Here is an 18,662-nt window from a genome sequence, read left to right as displayed (position 1 = left end):
CCCTCTCCTCGACCTACTCCTGCATGGCCATGAGTTCCTTGTCAGCATAACGCAACCTCAACGCCAGCACCTTGGCGACCGCCTCGAGTATCTCGAACCCCAGCCGCTTGTGCTCCTCCTTGAGTCTTTCGAACTGTTCGCGCTGCAACACAAAGAGTTCGGTATCTTCCACCGCCGTACCGTCGTTGAAACGGCTCGTTCCTGCAATGAAGGCAATACCACCGAAGAAGTCGCCGCGCCCGTACGTCAAGGCGTGATGAACGTTTACTGTTCCCTTGATCGGGAACGTGATCCGGACTGCACCCTTGCGGATCAGGTACAGCTCATTGGCCACATCGCCAAGAGAAAAGACCTTCTCATCCTTCCCTACCGAGCGTCGCTCAAGAGCTTCCACCAGGGCGATCAGCGTCTCTTCCTTGTAGTGCTTGAACATTTCGAGCTCGTATACCTCGAGCGGTGGAAGCTCGAGCGCCTCCTTGAGATGCTCGCCGAGGATCTCGTCTTCCGTCCATTCGAGCGCGTCGTCAAGCGCAGGAAACACCTTCACATGCTCGGTCATGGTCGTAAGTTCCATCTGATCGAAGAGTTCGGCGATATTCCGGCCGTTTGGCAGGGTCCGCGTCAGGTCGCTGAAAATAAGGTAGGCGCCACGTTCGATCAGCGAGTCCCTGATCTGGGTCAGCAGATGCACGGCCGTGACGTCGACCGACTGCACGCGCCGCATGTCGAGCACGATGTAGGTGCGCCTGGTCAACTCCGGTTCAAGTGTCGAGTAAAGCTGGTCCTTGGTACCGAAGAACAGGCTACCCTGCAGCTCCACTATTGCGGTCTTATCCCCACTCTTTACCAGCAGCTCCATATCCTGCCCCAAGCGCACCCTCTTCGAAAACCTGTGACTGCCATCAAGCTTGTTACGAATGATCGTGCTACCCAGTTGCTCGCGGATGAACAGCAACATCGCCAGAGCAATCCCGACGCCCGACGCGGCGATCAGGCTGTAAGCGAGCGCCACGCCCACCACCACCACGATGACGGCGAAGTCCAACATGGTCCACGGCGAACGCAACAGATTGAAGCTGTGCCGGTCGATCATCCGGAAGCCAACGACGATCAGGATGCCGGCCAGCGCGCCGACCGGAATCCAGGCAATGAACGTCCCCAAGGCGAGAAACGCGATCAGCGACAACACGCCTTCGACGACCCCCGAGACGCGAGTCTGGCCACCGCTGTTCAAATTGACCAGCGTCGCCCCCATCTGCCCGGCTCCCGGCATGCCACCGACGCAGGCCGAAGCGATGTTTCCGGAACCCTGGGCGATCAACTCACGGTTTGGATCGTGGCGGCTGCGCGTCAACGCGTCGAGAACGACCGCTGTCTTGAGAGTATCAATCGACAACAACACGGCCAGGGTCAATGCCGTTCCAAGCAGGCCGCCAATATGGCTAAGCTTCAGTTCGCCGATATCCCGCCAACGGCCAGTGATGGCGTCGAGCATGCTTGACGCAGTTCCGCCAAGCGGGCCGATGATCAACTTGTTGCCCTCGATGACCAACATCGACTGGTCTACCGCGTAGGCCAGTCCGAAATAGGTCAGCACCCCGGCCAGCAAGCCGAGAATGGCCGCCGGCACGACGCGCGTGACCAGGGCTGCGCAGAGCATAACCGCCGCCGTCACGGTGCCGATGACCGCGCTCTGCCACTGCCAGAGTTCCGGTGAGATCAGCACCCGCCACAACGAGTAGTTTCCGAAAACGCCGAGAAATTTCGGGATCTGGCTGCCGATGATGATCAGACCGACGCCGGTGAGATAGCCGCTGACCACCGGAAACGGGATGTACTTGATCAGGCTACCGACACCCATGGCACCCAGGAGCAACTGTAGCAGGCCCGCAACCAGACCCAGGGCCGTCAACATCAGCACGATGAATACGGGTTCAACCTGTTGCTGCACGAGCCCTATGGCAAAGGCCGAGCACACCGCCGCGGCCGGCGCACACGGCGCGGTAATCAGGCGATTGGTGCCACCCAGGGTCGGCGCCACCAGTCCGAGAGCGACAGTACCGAGAATCCCGGCCAACGCCCCCATACCGGCGTAAGCCGGGCCAATCGAGGCATAGATGGTGACGCCAAAGGCGATCGCCGACGGCAGGGCAACCAACATGGCGGCAAGACCGCCCCAGAAGTCACCGGCCAGCTTGTCACTCTTGAAATTGAATGTCAGTTCCACGACCACAGGCCTCCACTCTGGTAGGAAGAAATGGTCCTGCTACGGACGCTTGGTCGGCAGCAGGGCCAACGACACGTAGCCTACCGAACAGCCTAGGCGACGCGGGGTGTTATAGCAAGCACGGCTTGTTCTCATCACCCGAAGGACGACAGCCGCCGCGCGACTCGGCAGCCTCCGGGCGAAGCTTGAAACGACCGTTCCGCAAAGCCTCGGTCAACCCATCGGGCGACAGGTCGACGCGCCGGCGCTCAGCAATCCGTGCGAGCTTAACCGGCGCGGGCTGTCAGGCGGACCATGCGGCTGCCGCGGAAATCAAGGTCGACGCGTTCCGCATGGTCCGCCAGACGATCGAGTTCCTCTACCAGATGAGTTGGGAACGGCCCTTTCGTAATTTCTTGAGCGTAAACGACTATTTTTGGGGGTTCACGACGTTGGCATTACGCGACTGCCCTGGCGTTTCCAGCGCACCGTGTCGACCGTCGCTATGCAGCACCCTCTCCAGCAGGCACCATCAATCGCATGCGGTTGTTGTGCATGGTTATCGAGAGCGGCGCCCATAGTTTGCGGCGCGGAACGCGGCAGCTCCTTGGACTGATGGCGGCCGCATGGCTAAACCGTGGCACCAGGCGGAAGCGCAATGCTTGATGCTGAAACGATAGACAACGGCAGCTCGCCCGACGCGATGGAGACCACCCGGAATCTGGGCCGGCGCGAGCACCCTGCGTGCGAAACCAAGCGCCGCGCGTGCCTGCCATCACTCCCGCGTCAGAACAAGTTGCGCTGTAGCCTCGCCCAGTTCGCGCATCGGGCCGGGACATGATTCTCTTCTTCTTCATGCTGCTGATGCTGGCCATGGCCTGGGGCGTTGTTGACCACTTTCAGAGCATCGTCAGCAACGCACCACCGCCAAAGCAAGCGCCCTTCACGCTTGAGGCCGCACACGGGCAATCGCCGCCAATCGTGCCTCCCGCGATTGCGCCTGCGCCTGCGCCAGACAAGGATTCAGCCGACGACGCCAGCGCCCCCCGCGCTGCGGCGTACGATCCCGCCGGCCAGGCGAACGCTGTCAATAAGACAGGGGAGAAACCCTGATCCTGCGCGCACAAGCGCTGCTAGCGCGGGTCTCGGCTGGCACCTCCGTCATTTCGGTCGCTTCACCGCGCTACTCGTCGCAAGACTGCTGATTGACGGCAGCTGCGACCCCTACCTATACTGCCCGCCGTTCCCGTGGATGCCCTGCCCCGCGCCTGCGGATCGCACACGCTGGCCGGCCGCCAGGGAAGCCAGACCAAATGTCGAAGTATTTGGGTGTGGATCTTTTCGGCCACGAAGGATCATAGGCACATCAAATGGTTAACGTATCAATGACTTAAAAAATTGCTCCAGTGCGGTACGTAAGGAACGCGGACGGCATTACCGAGCCTGCAGCCACCCTATTCCGATAGCGGGGAACGAACAATGAGCCAAAATCTGCCGATTAGTAGCCGCGAAAGCGTGCCCGACGAAAAGAGCCGCACCCGAAGTATTTGAGGAGCACCTGATGCGCCGAACAAAAATAGTGGCCACGATCGGCCCCGCCACCGCGACACCGAACGCCTTGCGACGACTCCTGGAAGCGGGTGTTGACGTCGTCCGCCTCAACGCCGCGCACTCAGACATGAAAACGCACAGCAATAACGCGCGTCTGGTACGGGAACTGGCCAGCGAGCTTGGGCGCAGTGTTGGAATTCTCGTTGACATGCCCGGCCCGAAGATCCGGAGCGGTCTGGTGGCTAACGACGAGGTGGAACTCGAGAGCGGCCAGGAGTTTGTCTTGAGCGGCCTCGAAGACAGCATCGGCGATGCGCAGCACGTTTCCACGACCCTGCCCGATCTCGCGCAATGGGCACGACCAGGCGACGAGGTCTACCTCGCCGACGGGGCGATCGTTCTGCGCGTACTCGAATCAATCGGCAAGGACGTCCGTACGGAAGTCCTTCGCGGCGGCCCCTTGCGCTCGCGCAAAGGCATGCACCTACCGCGTGCCGAAGCACACGTAGAGCCTTTCACCGCTCGCGATGCGCTGGCGCTGGAAATGGCGATTGCCGCCAAGGTCGACTTCCTCGGGCTCTCCTTCGTACGCCGCGCCGAAGACGTCGAACGGGTACGCGCGATGCTCCCCAAGCGCGGCATGCGACCAGCGCTGGTTCCCAAGATCGAGACCGCTGCGGCAATCGACAATCTTGCCGGCATCATCGAAGCAGCCGACGCGGTGATGGTGGCGCGCGGCGATCTGGGCATCCAGATGCCGGCGCGGCGCGTACCGCTGCTCCAGAAGGAAATCATCCGTGCCTGCAACATGGCCGGGAAGCCGGTGATCACCGCGACCCAAATGCTCGAGTCGATGACCCGCTCCCCCTTACCCACCCGCGCCGAAGTCAATGACGTTGCCAACGCCGTGCTCGACGGCACCGATGCCTTGATGCTGTCTGAGGAAACCGCGGTTGGCCTCTTCCCCTGCGAAACCGTACGCATGATGAGCGAGGTCGCCGAGTCGGCCGAGGGCTCGCCACGCGAGCACGGCCATCCAGAAGCAATCACCGCCGCCATCACCGATCGCGTGGCGTGGGCCGTCGCACACGCCGCCGTGCAAGCGGCCGAGGATCTCAAGGTCGCCGCGATCCTCTGCCCGACACGCAGCGGCCTGACCGCGCATCGTGTCGCAGCCTTCCGCCCCAAAATGCCCATCGCCGGCATCTCGACGTCACCGCAAGTGCTCGGCGGGCTCTGCCTGGTATGGGGCGTGCAACCACTGCTGGTCCCCGACAATGCCGACGCCGATCAGTTGCGACAGGCAATCGCCCTCGCGCGTGCTGCGGGACTCGTCCGTGACGGCGATCTGGTGGCAGTCGTCTTCGGATCAACCGGACCGCGTGCCGGCAGCACCGACAGCGTGCGCATCGTCCGCGTCTGAGAGCAAGGAACAGCAGGCGCCTCGGGAGCAGCGCTCGACAAGGTCGAAACCTGCTTCTCAGGCTGGCGGCTCCTGGCCCGGCCAGTGCCGCCAGCCGGGCGTGCATTGATCTGCCTCTTGGCCTGTAGCTGGCACTGCGTTACGCTTCGGCCATCGCCCTCCGCAGGAGAGAAACGCCATGTACGTCTGCTCGCCTTTACCCCCCACCGGTGCCGCCAGACTTGCCTGTCTGGGGTTCGCGGCAATCCTGCTGGCTGCCTGCGGCAAGGAAGCGGAGGTTGCTGCGCCGCCGGCAGCAGCCGTTGCCGCCGCGCCCGGCGCCACCGACGCCGAGAAGGTACTCAACGTCTACAACTGGTCGGACTACATCGCCTCGGAGACGGTCAAGAACTTCGAAGCCAGGTACGGGATCAAGGTCAATTACGACGTCTTCGATGCCAACGAGGTGGTCGAGACCAAGCTTCTGGCGGGCAATACCGGTTACGACCTGGTGATGCCTTCGGCGCAGTTCATGGAACGTCAGATCAAGGCCGGCGTGTTCCAGAAACTGGACAAAGCCCTGTTGACGAATCTCGGCAACATGGATCCATCGATCATGCAGCGCGTCGCCTTGCACGACCCAAACAATGCGCATGCCATTCCCTATATGTGGGGAACCGACGGCATCGGCTACAACGTCGACCAGATCAAACAGATCATGCCCGATGCGCCACTGGACTCCTGGGCGCTGGTGCTTGATCCCAAATACGCCGCCAAATTCAAGGATTGCGGCATCTCGATCCTCGATGCCGCCTCCGATATCCGCAGCATCGTCCTGATCTACCTCGGCAAGGATCCCAACAGCCAGGATCCCGAGGATCTGAAGCTGGTCGAAGAGCAACTGATGAAGATCCGACCGTATGTGCGCAAGATCAATTCATCGCAATACATCGAGGATCTGGCCAACGGTGAACTGTGCATTGCGGTCGGCTACAGTGGCGACGTGCTGCAAGCGCGCGATCGCGCCAGGGAGGCGGGCAAAGGGGTGAAGGTAGCCTATGCCTTGCCCAAGGAGGGCAGCATCATCTGGTTCGACATGATGGTGATTCCCGCCGACGCCAAGCATCCCCGCAATGCGCATCTGTTCATCGACTACCTGATGCAGCCGCAGGTGGCCGCCAACAACTCCAATGCGGTGCACTATCCGAACGGCAATCTTGCTTCGGAGCAGTTCATCAATCCCGAGGTCAAGAACGATCCCAGCGTTTTCCCCAGCGCCGAGGTGAAAGCCAAGCTGTCGCCTGAACTGGCAGTGGGCGACGACTACAACCGACTGTTAACCCGCAGCTGGACGCGCTTCCAGACAGGCCAGTGATGGCAGTCAATATGAAAGTCGCGTACGCGACTCACGAAACTCCCGTCTCCCCTTGCGGGAGAAGGGTCAGGGGAAGGGGGACGATCATGACCGTTTGCCTCCTTCATGGTCGCCTTCCCGGGACATTTCAAGCGGGTAGCTGAATGGCTTCGTCAGCACCGGCCCCCACCCACCCAACTCGCCCGTGGAACGATCCTGCAGTCGAGCCTTACATCCGTATCGAGCGGGTAAGCAAACGCTTCTCCGGCTTTGTCGCCGTCGATGATGTCTCACTGAATATCTATCGCAGCGAACTGTTTTGCCTGCTCGGCGGCTCCGGTTGCGGCAAGACGACGCTGCTGCGCATGCTGGCCGGATTCGAGGAACCCAGCAGCGGCAAGATCTACATCGACGGCCTGGACATGAGCGGCATCCCGCCCTACGCACGTCCGGTCAACATGATGTTCCAGTCCTACGCCCTCTTCCCGCACATGAGCGTCGAACAAAACGTCGGCTTTGGTCTGCGGATGGAGCACCGTTCGCGCTCCGAGATTGCCGAGCGCGTGGCGCAAATGCTGAAACTGGTGCGTCTTTCCGAGTTTGGCAAACGCAAGCCGGACCAGTTGTCTGGCGGCCAGCGGCAGCGAGTCGCGCTGGCCCGGGCGCTGATCAAGCAACCCAAACTGCTGTTGCTCGACGAACCCCTGGGCGCACTCGACAAGAAGCTGCGCGAGCATACCCAGTTCGAACTGGTGAACTTGCAGGAAGAACTGGGGGTGACCTTTGTGGTTGTCACCCACGACCAGGAAGAGGCGATGACTCTCTCCTCACGCATCGGGGTCATGGACCACGGCCGGATCGTGCAGGTGGGAACACCGCAGGAGATTTACGAGTCGCCGGGTAACCGCTTCGTTGCCGAATTCGTCGGCTCGGTGAACCTCTTCGCAGGCCAAGTGACCGCCAGCGAGTCCGGCGCCCTCCATATCCGCTGTGCAGAGCTCGAACGACCAGTGGAGGTGGCCAGCGCCCCCCTTTCAGCGCCGCCAAACAGGCTCTGGGTGGCGATTCGCCCAGAAAGAATCCAGATCTCCTTGCAGCCGCAGAAAGCCGCAGCCAACTGGACGCGCGGAGTAGTGAAGGAGATCGCCTATCTGGGGGATCTGTCGGTGATGTTGATTCGGCTGGAGTCCGGCAAGACCGTCCGCGTCACCCGCCCCAACGTCTGGCGTAACGACGAAGAGAGCATTACCTGGAATCAAGAGGTCTATTTGCATTGGCACGCCAGCAGCCCGCTGATCGTCAGCGAATGAAACCCGAAATGCAGCCAGGCCTGGGCGGTCCACCTTTGGCCGAACGATTCGCAGTCGGCAGCCGCCGCCTGCTCGATGCCATCGGCAAACTACCGCCCTGCCGCCGGACACAAATTCTCCTCATACGCAGGGGAATCAGCGCTCGCACTGCAGTCATTGCCGTGCCCTACCTGTGGCTCTTGCTGTTCTTTGTCGTGCCCTTCGTGATCGTGCTGAAGATTTCCTTTTCGGAAACGCAAATCGCGATGCCGCCTTACCAGCCCTTGCTCGAATGGGCAGGCGAGCGGCTCGCCGATATCCGCTTGAACCTCAATCCCGGCAATTTCCTGTACCTCTTCGCAGACAGCCTGTATCTACGCGCTTTCGTCAATTCGCTGCAGGTAGCCGCTGTATCGACCGTGGCTGCGCTATTGATCGGCTATCCGCTAGCCTACGCCATCGCCCGCAGCGCTCCTCGCTGGCGCGGCATTCTGCTGATGCTGGTGATTCTGCCCTTCTGGACATCCTTCCTGCTGCGCGTCTACGCCTGGATCGGCCTCCTGAAAAACAACGGCCTGCTCAACAACTTCCTGATCTGGCTGGGCGTCATAGACCAGCCGATCGTCATGCTGCAGACCGATTTCGCGACCTACCTCGGCATTGTCTACTGCTACCTGCCGTTCATGGTCATGCCGCTGTACGCCAACCTCGAAAAGATGGACCTGACCCTGCTCGAAGCCGCAGAAGACCTCGGCTGCCGCCCGTTACGTGCCTTTGCCAGCATCACCCTGCCCTTGTCCCTGCCCGGTATCGTTGCCGGCTGCATGCTGGTCTTCATCCCCGCCGTTGGCGAGTACGTCATTCCCGCCTTGCTCGGACCATCGGACTCGCTGATGATCGGCAAGGTGCTATGGACGGAGTTCTTCAACAACCGCGACTGGCCGGTAGCCAGCGCGGTAGCCATCGTCCTGCTCCTCATCCTGGTCGCACCAATCATGTATTTCCAACGCGTGCAGGGACGCGAAAGCGCCGCACGCTCATGAGACGCAAAGTCTCCCTGGTCAGGCTTTCCTACCTGGTGCTTGGCTTTGCCTTCCTGTATATCCCGATCCTGTCGCTGGTTTTCTACTCCTTCAACAAGTCGCGCCTGGTGACCGTCTGGGGGGGATTTTCGACCGAATGGTACGGCCGCCTGTTCGAGAACACGCAGCTTCTCGATGCCGCATGGCTGTCGCTGCGCGTCGCGGCGGTGACTGCCACCGGCGCCACCATCCTCGGCACCCTGGCTGGCCTGGCGCTGGCCCGCTTTGGCCGCTTCCGCGGACGCACGCTGTTCACCGGCATGATCACCGCCCCACTGGTCATGCCCGAAGTGATCACCGGCTTGTCGCTACTACTGCTGTTCGTGGCCAGCGAACATGCTTTTGGCTGGCCCGAAGGCCGCGGTGTCAGCACCATCACCATCGCCCACATGACGCTGACTCTGTCCTACGTGGCAGTGATCGTGCAATCGCGCCTGTCCTCGCTCGATGTGTCGCTGGAAGAAGCCGCCATGGATCTGGGCGCGCGACCGGCAAAAGCATTTCTGCTGATAACCCTGCCGATCATCTCGCCGGCCCTGATCTCGGGTTGGCTGCTGGCATTCACCATTTCGCTCGACGACCTGGTGATCGCCAGTTTCGTCTCCGGTCCTGGCTCAAGCACCTTGCCGATGGTCATCTTCTCGAAAGTACGCCTGGGCGTCAGCCCAGATATCAACGCCCTGGCGACGATCATGGTTTCCCTGGTCACTCTCGGCGTGATCATCGCCGGATTCGTGATGCTGCGCAGGGACCGTGCGCGTCAGCGGGACATGCAAATGGCGCTTGGCTCGGCTTTTCACCAGGGCCGTTCGTCGTGAGCGGGTGTCGTCCGATTGGAAAAACGTATGTGGGAGTGCTCGGATGTCCCAACTTGCGTGGATTCTTCGCTCTTTGAATTAGCCCCGTTTCCTGCTCGCTGTCGACGATTTTGGCCTGGCGACGAATCTCCGTACGCGCTCCAAACCTCGCCTCCTCACTGCTAGAAGGTGAAACATCCCTGGCTCCCGCCGCTCCAGAAAAGCCATTGACTCGAAAGCGTGAAAATGCTCCACTCGCTCCATTATGCATTCGAGATCTTTAGCATGAAAGCATTAACACGGGCAAAGAACAACAGCGATACTTCGGCCGACGTGTTGCCGATCTTCCGGCCCGACTTGACACCGTCCACCCGTGTTGCGAAGGAAGCCTATGCCGCGGTCAGAGCGGTCCTCGAGAGCCTTCCTCAATCGGACAATATTCCAGGGGCAGTCGAACAGATGCTCCGCGCAAACGGGCTAATGAGGAATCTGCCATGGCCCGCACCTTACGATGAAACCCGGCATGAGTTGCACTTGGGTGACGCCCGCTCGCTTTCATGGATTCCAGACGGGAGCGTCCATCTCGTAGTCACTTCTCCTCCGTATTGGACGCTCAAGGAGTATGAGCACAGCGATCAGCAACTTGGCGATGTGGACGATTACGAGGCCTTTCTGAGTGAGCTCGACAAGGTTTGGTCGGAGTGCGCCCGGATTCTCGCCCCGGGCGGACGGATTTGCTGTGTCGTCGGCGACGTTTGCGTGCCTCGCAAACGCATGGGAAGGCATTTCGTGATGCCACTTCACGCAGACATTCAGGTTCGTTCGCGGCGCGTTGGACTGGACTGCCTGACACCGATTCTCTGGCAAAAAATCGCCAACGGGGCCACGGAAGCGCTGGGCAATGGTGCTGGCTTCTACGGCAAGCCCTACCAACCCGGTGCGATCATCAAGAATGACGTGGAGTACGTGCTCTTCATGCGCAAGGGAGGCAACTATCGATCCCCTGACAGCCTCCAGCGCGTTCTCTCGATGTTGACCAAGGAGGAAATGCAGGCCTGGATGCGGTCGAGTTGGAGCGACATCAAAGGTGAATCGACCCGTCGCGGTCACCCTGCGCCGTTTCCGGTTGCGCTTGCCGAACGCTTGATTCGGATGTTTTCCTTTGCCGGTGACATCGTTTTCGACCCATTTTCAGGCACAGGCACAACCGCCGTAGCAGCGCTCCGATCGGGTCGCAATAGCATCAGCAACGAGTTGGAGCCCGCTTACCATGCCATGGCTGAAGCGCGCGTCCGGGAAGCCGCCTGGCTACCCATGGCATCCGGAGCCACCATCGCGACGGTCACGATCCGATGAGTAAGCAACAAAGCTCGTTCGCCTTGCTCAATAGCTTTCGTGCCACATTCGACGGTCAGAAGTATCGGCACCGCAACTCGGTCCTCGGCGACATCATCGCCAGCCATCTGTACGAGGACCTCGTCACGCTTGGGAAATCCACACTGCTGCTGGACCGCGTCACTCGCCAGGAGTGGGTCGTCAACGCTGCGAACAAGGCGATTGGCAAGAAGTCACGGCGGGGTGATGGCACCTTCGGAGAACTTGTCCCCACCACAATAGCGATCATTGAAGATGGTTTCCGCATCGCCAGGGGTGAAATAGCGAATATCGAAATCGGAGTCGAGACCAAGATCCTCGCGAAAGCCATGATCAAGCAGATTGATCGCGTCATCGGCGACCTCGTTCGTCAGGTGGAGGAGTTCAAACGTACTGGAGGCCACCCCATCTGTGTCGGTATCGTGGGGATCAATCAGGCGCTCTGCTATACCTCCTTCGAGGGTGACCGCGAGCATCCCACCGACGGGACGAAGCACAAGCATCCCAGCCAGGAAGCGGCTCCCGCCGAGGCTAGAGTTCTCGCTCAAGCCGCACCGCATTTCTTCGAACTACAGGTCTTGCGATTTCGCGCAACCAACACCCCTCCATTTCCCTTCGAGTGGGTTGATCTGGCACAAACGGAGAGGGAATATTCGTCCCTCCTCGTGCGCCTGTCACGAGAATACGATAAGCGGTTTGGCAACTGAGAAGACGTAGCCGGCCGAATAGCGGCCAGCGTGGAATGCCGCTATAGCTTCAGCCGAATCGGCGCCAACTCGTCACCAGTCGGCAAAACCCGGCCGATACACGCCGCCTTTGCGTAGCCCAGCGACCGCAAAGCCTCGATGCAGGCAGTCGCCCGCCCTGCCGGCACACTGGCCAGCAGGCCGCCAGCGGTTTGCGGATCGAAGAGCAGCGCATAGTTGGGATGCACCCGCGCCAGCTCCTGATCACGCAGCGCGCGGCGCAGGCGCACGTTGGCCGGCTGCAGCGAACTGAGGATACCCGCAGCGCTGGTTTCAGCAGCACCATCAAGAACCGGCAAGGCGGCCAGGTCGATCTCGGCATCAACTCCGGAAGCACGCGTCATCTCCACCAAGTGACCAAGCAGACCAAAACCGGTGAGGTCGGTACACGCCGTCGCCGCATGCTCACGCAGGCAGCTGGCAGCGAGCTGGCTGGACTGATCCATGGAGAGCAGGGCTGCGTCGATCCAGCGCCCTTTCGCCTGCAGGCGCGCATGCGCGGCGAAGAGAGTACCGGTGCCGATCGGCTTGCTCAGAATCAGCTGGTCACCAGGGCGCATGCCGCCTTTGCACATTACGCCCGCCAGGCTTTCGTCGATCAGCCCGTTGATGGCGAAACCGAGCGCCAGTTCGCTGCCCTCGCCGCTGTGCCCGCCGACCAGGGCGCAACCGGCTTCATTGAGCACCTCGATCGCGCCGGACATCATCTGGAACAGCGTCTCCTCGACCTTGCTCTCGAGGCCCGGCGGAACAGTGGCGATCGCCGTCGCCGACTGCGCTTCGGCGCCCATGGCGAAGATGTCGCCGAGCGCGTGGTTGGCGGCGATACGGCCGAATTGCCAGGGATCGTCGATGAAAGCGCGGAAGAAATCGACCGTGTGGACCATCGCCTTGCCCGGCGGTACACGCACGACAGCCGCGTCATCGGGAGCATGCAAGCCGATCAGCACGTCGTCGCGCTCGAGCGGGTGTACCGCCGCCAAGGCTCGCGACAGCACCGTCGCGCCGACTTTGGCCCCGCAACCGCCGCAGCGCATGGCAATCGCCGAGATGGCTTGCGTCGATTCGGCCGCGTCGAGCGGGACGGCGCCATGGCCTCGTTCCGGCTTGGTCATCGCCACGGCTGGCGCTGGCAGATCGTTGAACCGGGCCATGAAGCGCCGATCGATCCAGTCCTTCCAGCGCCATACCCAGGTGCCCGCCGTATGCAGCGCGCCGCGCGAAGCGACGGCGTAGCGGTCGCCGGTACTTATCAAGGCCAGCCAGCGCGCTTGCGGATGGTAAGCACGCAGCGGCTGCTCGAGCACCGAGCGGCGCAGGTTGTCGGCCAGCGGTCGACCCTGGCGAACGGCAAAAACACCGGCTTTCTCCAGAGGCTGATCGACCATCGCTGCGCAATCGCCGGCCGCGAAGATGAGCGGGTCGCTCACCGTCTGCAGACTGTCGTGCACCTGGATGAAGCCGCTGCCGTCGAGCGCCAGGCCGGTATCGCGTAACCACGGCGCACCACCGGCCTGCGTCACCCAGACGATCTCGTCAGCCGCCAGCATCTCGCCACGGGCGGTGCGCAAATGCCCGCTGCCGACGGCGCGAACTTCGGCGTCGCAGTGGACGACGACCGCGCGCTCGACGAGCACCTGCTCGAAAGCGCGCCGCACCCGCACATTGTGCGTTGGCAGAATCTCGCGCGCGGCGGAAAAAAGATGGAAGCGCAGTTCGTCGGGGTCGCGCCCGAGCAGGCGGAGTTCCTTGCGCAGGCGATATTGCATGGCCAGCGTCAGCTCGACGCCACCGGCACCGGCGCCAACAACAGCGATGGTCGTCACCCCGGCGTGCTGGCGAACACGTTCCAGCAAAGCCAGCCAGCGCTCGTTGAAACGGCGAATGGGCTTGACCGGAATGGCGTGCTCGGCGGCGCCCTCGACCTGGTTAACCGCCGGCATCGAGCCGATGTTGATCGACAGCCGGTCGTAGGCCAGCGGCGGACGATGCGCGCAAAGCAGCTTGCGCTGCTCGCGATCGAGGCCAAGCACCTGCTCACGGAAATAGCGTGCGCCGGCAAACTCGGCCAGGCGGCGCAAATCGATGTGCACTTCGTCGTACCTGTAGTGCCCGGCGATGTAGCCCGGCAGCATTCCCGAATAGGGGGTATGCGTATCGGTGCAGATCACCGTCAGGCGAACGCCGGGCAGCGGGCACATGGCAAAACGCCTGAGCACCACGACGTGGCTGTGGCCACCGCCGACAAGGACGATATCTCTGAGGGCTGTTTGTTCGCCAGCATGCATCCCGCGGACTCCGTTCTAGATTGCGGCAAGTGGATCGGTGAGCGGACTGACGAGCAGGTCGGCGACCAGTTGCCGCAGGGCTGCACGTTCGGCAGCCGGTGCGAAGAGCGCGGCGCGCGGCCGGCACTGCGCAGCGAGACACGCCAGCAGACCATCCCGCAGCCCCTGGCTGGCCCGGCACTGGACAAGCAGCGCGGCCAGGCCTTGCGCGTCGCCGCAGTTGTAGTAGCCCGCGTAATCGCGGCCCAGCATGCCGATATTGCCAGCGATCGCCGAAGCGATCACCGGCGTGCCGCTGCACACCGCTTCCATCACCACGTGCGCCCCGCCTTCCAGACGGCTGGCGTGAATCAGCAGGTCGGCGCGCTGGATGCGTCGTCGCGTGGCCGCGTGTGGCGGACCGCCCAGCCAGCGATAAGCGGACGTCGCCGCCATTGTCGCCGTCGCCGCTTCGCCGAGCAACGGATCGAGCGCGTTACCGATGTGATCGATACGAATGTCGTCGCGCTCGGCAAGCAGCCGGGCGGCGGCAAAGAGCGTTGCGGGATCTTTCTCTTCGCGCAGGTGGCCGACCATCAGCGCATGCAGCCGCTTTTGGCTTTTCGACAGAGTCTTCCGACGGCTCATTGATTGAAAGATCACCCGCGTCTTGTCGTGCAATTCGGCGGGCAAGGCCAGCGGACCGCGTTCCTGCAATACCACCAGCGCATCGGCGAGTTGCAGCGAACGCTGCGCACTGGCGTCAGTTTCGATGTCGCGGTAGAGGTCGGTGCCGGTGAGAACCACGGCCAGTCCGCGCACGCGACGCGCTTCGCGCCAGGCAGCGATCGACGACGACGAGCGACGGGCGTGCAAGGCCAGCATGACGCGATCCCGGTCGGCGAACTCGTCCGGCCATTGCCTGATGATCCGCGTCGGAAAGGCCAGAAACCGCTGCCAGCGACGCGCGGTCTGCCAGTTGCCGTTGTTGGCATCGGCAAGCGCCGGGCTCACAATCACCACTTGGGGAAATGGCAACAACTTGTCGTCTTTCATAAGGGCGTACCAGTATGACAAAACCAGCCAGGCAATGGGCGGCGGCGCATGCTGCCCGGGAAGGCGGCCGGCAGGTGCTGATCGCGGCATTGCAGGCTGCCCGTCAGCGCACCCTGGCCCTGCTCACTGCTTATGAACAGGCACTGGGCCCGGCCTTGCGCGTCCCATTTTCGCCACAACTGAATCCACCGCTGTGGGAAGTCGGCCATATCGGCTGGTTTCAGGACTACTGGATCGCGCGCAATGCGCAGCGCACGCTCGGCGAGCTTGCCGATCCGGATGCGCTCCGCGCTGCCGGACGCCTGCCGGAAGCCGACGCGCTCTACAACTCCAGCATCGTGGAGCACTCGACGCGCTGGCAACTGCCGCTGCCCGATCTGACAGCGACCCGTGCCTATCTCGAAGCGAGTCTCGCGGAGACCCTGGCGCTGCTGGCGCAGACTGTAGCGACGCCGGCCGATCTCTATTTCTTCCGCCTGGTCCTGTTCCACGAACAAATGCACGCCGAGGCGGCGACCTACATGGCGCAGGCACTCGACATCGCCCTGCCAATTGCACTGCAAAGCCTGCTGCCCGAGTTGCCGGCAAACATGTGCGCAGCAACAGGGCGCCAAACAAAAGTCGCCAGTCTGAAGCTGCCCGGTGGCGAGTGGCTGTTGGGCTACGACCAGCCTGGATTCGCCTTCGACAACGAGCTGAGCGCGCACCCAATCGCACTGCCAGCATTCGCGATCGACAGCACGCCAGTGAGTTGGGAACGCTACCTGCCTTTCGTCACCGCCAACGGCTACCAGCAGGCACGCTACTGGTCGTCCGCCGGCTGGCGCTGGCGCGAGGCCGCGGGCATTGACGCCCCGCGTTATCTGCGCCAGAGCGGCGGACAATGGCAACAGCGTCGTTTCGGTCAGTGGCAGCCACTGCCGATCGCTGCCGCAGCCGTCCATCTGAGCTGGTTCGAGGCAGACGCCTGGTGTCGCTGGGCCGGGCGGCGGCTGCCGACGGAAGGCGAGTGGGAGTGCACAGCACTCGCAGCACTCGCTGCGCCCTCTACCCTCGCCACGCCGAACGACGCCAGCGACCAATGCTACGAATGGGGCCAGCTCTGGGAATGGACAGCGAGCCGTTTCCTGCCTTACCCCGCTTTTCGCGCCCACCCCTACCGCGACTACTCGGCGCCGTGGTTCGACAGCCGCTACGTGCTGCGCGGTGCCAGCCAGGCGACGGCGCTGGAAATTCGTCACCCGCGCTACCGCAACTACTTCACACCGGAACGCAATGATATTTTCAGCGGCTTCCGTAGCTGCACGATCGCCGGCTGAGAAGGGCCGGGAAAGAGGGGGGACGGTCATGACTTTGCTGATCCGGGTTATCTCGACACCTCATGAGCCTTACCGTGAAAGTCGCGTAAGCGAATCACGAACCTCCCTTCTCCCTCCGCGGGAGAAGGGCCGGGGGAAGGGGGTGGTCATGACTTTCATCATTTGGGGTGTCTCGGCATGTCATGACCGTTGGGCCTGCGCCAGAAAGACGGCAAACCAGCCACGCTCGTCAGTCCAGCAGCGAATTCCCGAAAAGCCCGCATCACGCAGAAAAGCCGTGAAATCCTCGGCACGCCACTTGTACGAATTCTCGGTATGGATGCGTTCGCCGGCGACAAAGGCTCGTTGGCCACCGGGCCAGTGCACCTTGACGGATCGCCGCGCTTCGAGATGCATCTCGATACGTGACTGCGGAGCGTCGAAAAAAGCTACATGCCGCCAATCGGCGAGCGCGAAATCACTGCCGATCAAGTGGTTGAGGTGCAGCAACAGGTTGCGGTTGAAGGCGGCGGTGACACCCAGCGGATCGTCGTAAGCTGCTTCGAGGACCGCCACCGGCTTGAGCAGATCGACGCCGATCAACAGCCCGCCACCCTGCGCCGCCTGGTGTAACTGGCGCAGGAAATCGAGCGCCTGCGCCGGCGCAAAATTGCCGATACTCGAACCGGGATAGAACAGCAGACGCTCTCCGTCGCCGGCCTCCGCGGGCAAGAGCAGCCGCCGCGAGAAATCGGTGCCGACGCCGAGTAATGGCAGCTCCGGGTGCTGCAGCTGCAGACGGGCCAGCGAATCGCCCAGGAAGTCCACCGAGATGTCGACGGCAACGTAACTGCGTACCTTGAACGGCACCAGGAGGCGCGCCGCTTTTTCGCAGTTGCCCGCGCCGATGTCGACCAGAGTCAAGCCACTCGGGAGCTGTGCGGCGATTTCATCAATATGGCGCGTAAAAATCGCCGCCTCGGTGCGCGTCGGGTAGTACTCGGGCAAGCGGGTGATCGCAGCAAAGAGACTTGAACCGAGCACATCGTAGAAATACTTCGGCGCGACAACAGCCGGGAACGCCGCCAGGTCACGCAAGAGCTCGACACGAAGCGCTGCCGGGTCTTGCCGATCGGTCTCGAGCAGCCGCGGCGAACGCACTCTCAGCGAGCTCGCAACGAGTAGAACGAATGGAACGAGTCGCGCCAGCGATCGCCCGTCGCAAGACCATACTGAAATGAATGCAAAAGCCGGATCACGGTTCCTGGCTGGCCCTATCGCCACTCCCTATGATGAAAAGCAATCGGTTTATCTCCAGGAACTGGCACCCTGAAGAGCCACATGATACGGCCTGCTGGCGAAAATGCCCACGCTGCGGAGGGCGCCAGCACCGATGCGTGAGTCGCGCAGATGACTTTCATAGTCAAAGAGCGACAGCGTGACGCATGTCACACGGAATTTCAAAAAGCCGTGTGACTCTTCGCGCACGGCTGGCGGCTGCAATCGACGATGAACAGCGTCAATCGCCTTTTTGATAACCATCTTCCGAGGCTTGATATGAGCACAGTTCGCTTTCCAGCACCGCGCAAGCTGAAGGCCTTGCGCACCCTCGACAAGCTGATGTGTGCTACGCCGAGAAAACCCGGTCTCCAGCGCCCGTTCGCCAACGTCCCGCGACTCAGGCTTCTGTTTGCCGGCCTCAACCAGGGCACTCCAGGGAAGCCCCTCTGCCAGCGGCAGCCAGAGCCTGCGGACGATCCACTCGTCGACGCCAAGAAACAACGCTCCGACGAATCATGGTGGCATACCGGGTTTCCCCACTGGTCGATGTTCTGACGTCTGCGACGTTCTCCCTGAAGGCCTTCCCGCCAGCGGCTTACCCTGCGTCGCCGTCGCCATGACCGAACGCCAACGTACCGACTTGCCCCGGCCTCAGGTTTCAAGGAGACGCCGCATGCACCGCAACCGCCGGCCAGAGACTCGCCATCAGGCGGCGCTGCCGTCACTGCGAGTGGCGAGTGGCTGATCACCGCTCGGTGCTCGATCGGCGTGTCGGCAGTGAACGACGCCACCATGCTGATCGCCGCAAGCCACCCGACAAGGAAGCCTTGCTCGGCGAACTCGAAAGGCGCATCGCAGCCGCACTTCACGAGCGGGGCAGCGACCTCGAAGGGAATGGTTCGGGCTGGGACAAACTGATCGTACCTTTCGCCTGAGCAGCTGCCGACCGGGCCAGCAGC

At 62.1% G+C, this 18,662-nt stretch carries 15 protein-coding genes; 11 read left to right on the top strand and 4 right to left on the bottom strand.

Translation table 11 applies throughout. The annotated features are described in order from the left end of the window. Positions 1 to 13: 13 nt before the first annotated feature. Positions 14 to 2,227 (bottom strand): SulP family inorganic anion transporter, encoded by a 2,214-nt coding sequence (locus QZ648_RS01365; RefSeq protein WP_291995884.1) that lies wholly within the window; start codon positions 2,225 to 2,227, stop codon positions 14 to 16. Between the two features lie 816 nt (positions 2,228 to 3,043). Here QZ648_RS01365 and QZ648_RS01360 point away from each other — a divergent pair. The 8 genes from QZ648_RS01360 to QZ648_RS01325 all read left to right on the top strand — a co-directional run bounded on the left by QZ648_RS01360 (position 3,044) and on the right by QZ648_RS01325 (position 11,762). Beyond that, positions 3,044 to 3,319 (top strand): hypothetical protein, encoded by a 276-nt coding sequence (locus QZ648_RS01360; RefSeq protein WP_169067913.1) that lies wholly within the window; start codon positions 3,044 to 3,046, stop codon positions 3,317 to 3,319. A 448-nt stretch (positions 3,320 to 3,767) separates the two neighbouring features. Beyond that, positions 3,768 to 5,180: a pyruvate kinase gene (pyk, locus tag QZ648_RS01355; RefSeq protein WP_291995883.1), complete on the top strand. Its 1,413-nt coding sequence runs from the start codon at positions 3,768 to 3,770 to the stop codon at positions 5,178 to 5,180. 178 nt (positions 5,181 to 5,358) lie between these two features. After that, the gene (locus QZ648_RS01350; protein WP_291995882.1) at positions 5,359 to 6,534 is read left to right on the top strand and encodes a polyamine ABC transporter substrate-binding protein; all 1,176 of its coding nucleotides are present in this window, start codon (positions 5,359 to 5,361) and stop codon (positions 6,532 to 6,534) included. Between the two features lie 143 nt (positions 6,535 to 6,677). Continuing rightward, positions 6,678 to 7,823 carry an ABC transporter ATP-binding protein gene (locus tag QZ648_RS01345; RefSeq protein ID WP_291995881.1) on the top strand — a complete coding sequence of 382 codons (1,146 nt, stop codon included), beginning with the start codon at positions 6,678 to 6,680 and terminating at the stop codon, positions 7,821 to 7,823. A 35-nt stretch (positions 7,824 to 7,858) separates the two neighbouring features. After that, complete coding sequence (locus QZ648_RS01340; protein ID WP_291995880.1) at positions 7,859 to 8,845, top strand: ABC transporter permease subunit; 987 nt, start codon at positions 7,859 to 7,861, stop codon at positions 8,843 to 8,845. Beyond that, complete coding sequence (locus QZ648_RS01335; protein WP_291995879.1) at positions 8,842 to 9,702, top strand: ABC transporter permease subunit; 861 nt, start codon at positions 8,842 to 8,844, stop codon at positions 9,700 to 9,702. The genes QZ648_RS01340 and QZ648_RS01335 overlap by 4 nt, the downstream gene beginning before the upstream one ends. Positions 9,703 to 9,927: 225 nt before the next feature. Next, complete coding sequence (locus QZ648_RS01330) at positions 9,928 to 11,037, top strand: site-specific DNA-methyltransferase (protein WP_291995878.1); 1,110 nt, start codon at positions 9,928 to 9,930, stop codon at positions 11,035 to 11,037. Further along, entirely contained in the window at positions 11,034 to 11,762 is a 729-nt protein-coding gene (locus QZ648_RS01325; protein WP_291995877.1) for a hypothetical protein, read from the top strand. Before QZ648_RS01330 ends, QZ648_RS01325 begins: the two co-directional genes overlap by 4 nt. 41 nt (positions 11,763 to 11,803) lie before the next feature. On the opposite strand, the gene selD is transcribed toward QZ648_RS01325, so the two are convergent. Both selD and senB read right to left on the bottom strand, forming a co-directional pair. Further along, the gene (gene selD, locus QZ648_RS01320) at positions 11,804 to 14,089 is read right to left on the bottom strand and encodes a selenide, water dikinase SelD (protein ID WP_291995876.1); all 2,286 of its coding nucleotides are present in this window, start codon (positions 14,087 to 14,089) and stop codon (positions 11,804 to 11,806) included. 15 nt (positions 14,090 to 14,104) lie between these two features. Continuing rightward, positions 14,105 to 15,124, bottom strand: coding sequence for a selenoneine biosynthesis selenosugar synthase SenB (senB, locus tag QZ648_RS01315; protein WP_291995875.1), 1,020 nt, complete (start codon positions 15,122 to 15,124; stop codon positions 14,105 to 14,107). 14 nt (positions 15,125 to 15,138) lie between these two features. On the opposite strand from senB, the gene senA reads away from it, so the two are divergent. Continuing rightward, on the top strand, positions 15,139 to 16,443 hold the full coding sequence (gene senA / locus QZ648_RS01310; protein WP_291995874.1) for a selenoneine synthase SenA: 1,305 nt from the start codon (positions 15,139 to 15,141) through the stop codon (positions 16,441 to 16,443). Positions 16,444 to 16,623: 180 nt separating this feature from the next. Here senA and egtD read toward each other — a convergent pair whose 3' ends face one another. Beyond that, positions 16,624 to 17,583 (bottom strand): L-histidine N(alpha)-methyltransferase, encoded by a 960-nt coding sequence (egtD, locus tag QZ648_RS01305; RefSeq protein WP_291995873.1) that lies wholly within the window; start codon positions 17,581 to 17,583, stop codon positions 16,624 to 16,626. A 396-nt stretch (positions 17,584 to 17,979) separates the two neighbouring features. On the opposite strand from egtD, the gene QZ648_RS01300 reads away from it, so the two are divergent. After that, positions 17,980 to 18,258, top strand: a complete 279-nt coding sequence (locus tag QZ648_RS01300; protein WP_291995872.1) for a hypothetical protein — start codon at positions 17,980 to 17,982, stop codon at positions 18,256 to 18,258. Positions 18,259 to 18,440: 182 nt separating this feature from the next. Then, on the top strand, positions 18,441 to 18,638 hold the full coding sequence (locus QZ648_RS01295) for a hypothetical protein (RefSeq protein ID WP_169067926.1): 198 nt from the start codon (positions 18,441 to 18,443) through the stop codon (positions 18,636 to 18,638). The last annotated feature ends 24 nt before the right edge of the window (positions 18,639 to 18,662 follow it).

The sequence above is a fragment of the Candidatus Accumulibacter sp. ACC012 genome (assembly GCF_907163155.1).
GTDB classification, from domain to species: Bacteria; Pseudomonadota; Gammaproteobacteria; order Burkholderiales; family Rhodocyclaceae; genus Accumulibacter; species Accumulibacter delftensis.
The sequence above is the reverse complement of the archived record's forward strand: the minus strand, read 5'-3'. Positions and strand labels throughout refer to the sequence as shown.